This window comes from Streptomyces sp. UH6, from assembly GCF_013421635.1.
Classification (GTDB): Bacteria; Actinomycetota; Actinomycetes; order Streptomycetales; family Streptomycetaceae; genus Streptomyces; species Streptomyces abyssomicinicus.
Map to the genome: position 1 here is coordinate 1 of NZ_JACADT010000816.1, position 2,581 is coordinate 2,581.

Consider the following 2,581-nt stretch of genomic DNA (forward strand, 5'->3'; position numbering starts at 1 on the left):
GGAACGCGAGAAGCGGGGGCGGCCGGTGGGGCCGCCCCCGCTTCGTGGTGCCGGTGCGCTGCTACAGGTTGCTCGCGATGGCGCTCACGAGCTCGCCGTTGGCGGTGTCACCGCTGAACTCCCAGAAGAACGCGCCTCCCAGGCCCTGGGACTTGGCCCAGGCCATCTTGCCCGCGATGGTCGCCGGGGTGTCGTAGGACCACCACTGGTTGCCGCAGTGCGCGTAGGCCGTGCCGGCGATCGTCCCGGTGACGGGGCAGGAGTTCTTGAGGACCTTGTAGTCCTCGATGCCCGCCTCGTAGGTGCCGGGCGCGGCCCCGGTCGCCGTGCCGCCGGGGGCGGACTGGGTGACGCCGGTCCAGCCGCGGCCGTAGAAGCCGATGCCGAGCAGCAGCTTGGAGGACGGCACGCCCTTCGCCTTGAGCTTGGCGATCGCGTCCGCGGAGTTGAAGCCCGCGGTCGGGATGCCGGAGTACGAGGTGAGCGGCGAGTGCGGGGCGGTCGGACCGGTGGTGGCCCAGGCGCCGAAGTAGTCGTACGTCATCACGTTGTACCAGTCGAGGTACTGCGCGGCGCCGCCGTAGTCGGCCGCGTCGATCTTGCCGCCGGACGAGCCGTCGGCGGTGATCGCCGCGGTGACGAGGTAGTTCGGACCGAACTCGGTGCGCAGCGCCGAGGCCAGGTTCTTGAACGCGGCCGGGCCGGAGGTGTCGCAGGTCAGACCGCAGGCGTTCGGGTACTCCCAGTCGATGTCGATGCCGTCGAAGACATCGGCCCAGCGCGGGTCCTCCACGACGGCCTTGCAGGACTTGGCGAACGCCGCGGCGTTCTGCGCGGCCTGGCCGAAGCCGCCGGAGTAGGTCCAGCCGCCGAAGGAGTACAGGACCTTGATGTGCGGGTACTTCGCCTTCAGCTTGCGCAGCTGGTTGAAGTTGCCGCGCAGCGGCTGGTCCCAGGTGTCGGCGACGCCGTCGACGGACTGGTCGGCGGTGTACGCCTTGTCGGTGGCGGCGAAGGAGTCGTCGAGGACGCACTGCCCGTTCTTGACGTTGCCGAACGAGTAGTTGATGTGCGTGATCTTCGAGGCCGATCCGGAGGTCACCAGGTTCTTGACGTGGTAGTTCCGGCCGTAGATGCCCCACTCGGTGAAGTAGCCGAGGTTGACCTTGCCGCCGGGCGGCGGGTCGGTGGGCGTGGTGGAGCCGCCGGTGGTGCGGACCGCGACGGAGGCGCTGACCGGGCCGGTCTGGTCGGCGGTGTCACGCGCCTGGACCGCGTAGGAGTAGTCGGTGCCCGCGCTCAGACCCGAGTCGGTGTACGAGGTGCCGGTGACGGTGGCGACCTTCACGCCGCCGCGGAGCACGTCGTAGTTCTTCACGCCCTTGTCGTCGGTGGCGGCGCTCCAGGCGAGCCGGACCGAGGTGTCGGTGACGTTGGAGGCGGTCGGCTTGCCGGGGGCGGACGGGGCGCTGTCGCCGGGTACGGGGGTCCCGCCGTCGCAGGAGCCGCCGTTGATCTTGCAGCCGGTGGGGGAGCCGGTGCCCGAGCCGTTGAAGCCGAAGGAGATGGAGGCGCCCGGGGCGAGGCTTCCGTTCCAGGACAGGTTCTTGCCCGTCCAGTGGTCACCGGAGTTGGTGACGGTGGCGTCCCAGGCGGAGGTCACCTTGGTGCCGGAGGGGAAGTCCCACTCGACGGTCCAGGAGGAGAGGGCCGTGGTGCCGGTGTTCTTGACGGTCCACTTGCCTTCGAAGCCGGTGCCCCAGTCCTGGGTCTTGGCGTAGGTGGCGGTGACCGAGGTGGCCGCCTGGGCGGGCGTGGCGAGCCCGACCAGTCCGGCGACGGGAAGGACGAGCGTGGCGACTGCCGCCGTCACTCGTTGTCTGAAGCGCATCTGCGCCTCCTCGGGGGTGAGGGTGAGGGGGGGTGCTGCGACTGCGACTACCAGGTACCTTGACGGGTCCATGACGCCGTTCAAGTGCGGTCAGCGTAGAAAGGTCTGGACCACCGGTCAATAGGTCTGGACCAATGCAGGTTTCTTGTTTAAAGCAGGGACCGGCGCCGAGGCGGTCGCCGCCCTCAGATCCCCAACTCCTGCGCGAGCACCGCGGCTTGGACGCGACTGCGCAGATCGAGCTTGCCGAGCAGGCGGCTGACGTGCGTCTTCACCGTGGCCTCCGCCATCTCCAGGCGGGTGGCGATCTGCGCGTTGGACAGCCCCTCGCCGAGGCAGGAGAGCACCTCGCGCTCCCGGGGCGTCAGGGTGTCCAGCGCCGCCGTGTCCGGCCCGCCCCCGCGGGGCGGGCGTCCCGGCGCGCCGGCGGCGAACGCCGCGATCAGCCGCCGGGTGACGGCCGGGGCGATCAGCCCCTCGCCGCGGGCCACCGTCCGCACCCCCTCGATCAGTTCGGCCGCCTCGGCGCTCTTCAGCAGGAAGCCGGCCGCACCCGCGCGCAGCGTGCCGAAGACGTACTCGTCCAGGTCGAAGGTGGTCAGCACCAGCACGTCGGCCAGCTGCTCGGCGGCGATCCGCCGGGTGGCGCCCACCCCGTCGAGCAGCGGCATCCGCACGTCCATGAGGACG

At 70.6% G+C, this 2,581-nt stretch carries 2 protein-coding genes; both read right to left on the reverse strand.

Annotation, left to right across the window (positions count from 1 at the left end):
* Positions 1-61: 61 nt before the first annotated feature.
* Positions 62-1,891, reverse strand: coding sequence for a glycoside hydrolase family 18 chitinase (locus HW445_RS26230; protein WP_180223364.1), 1,830 nt, complete (start codon positions 1,889-1,891; stop codon positions 62-64).
* A gap of 185 nt (positions 1,892-2,076) precedes the next feature.
* Positions 2,077-2,581: response regulator transcription factor (locus tag HW445_RS26235; protein WP_180223365.1), on the reverse strand; the 505-nt coding region annotated here is incomplete at its 5' end.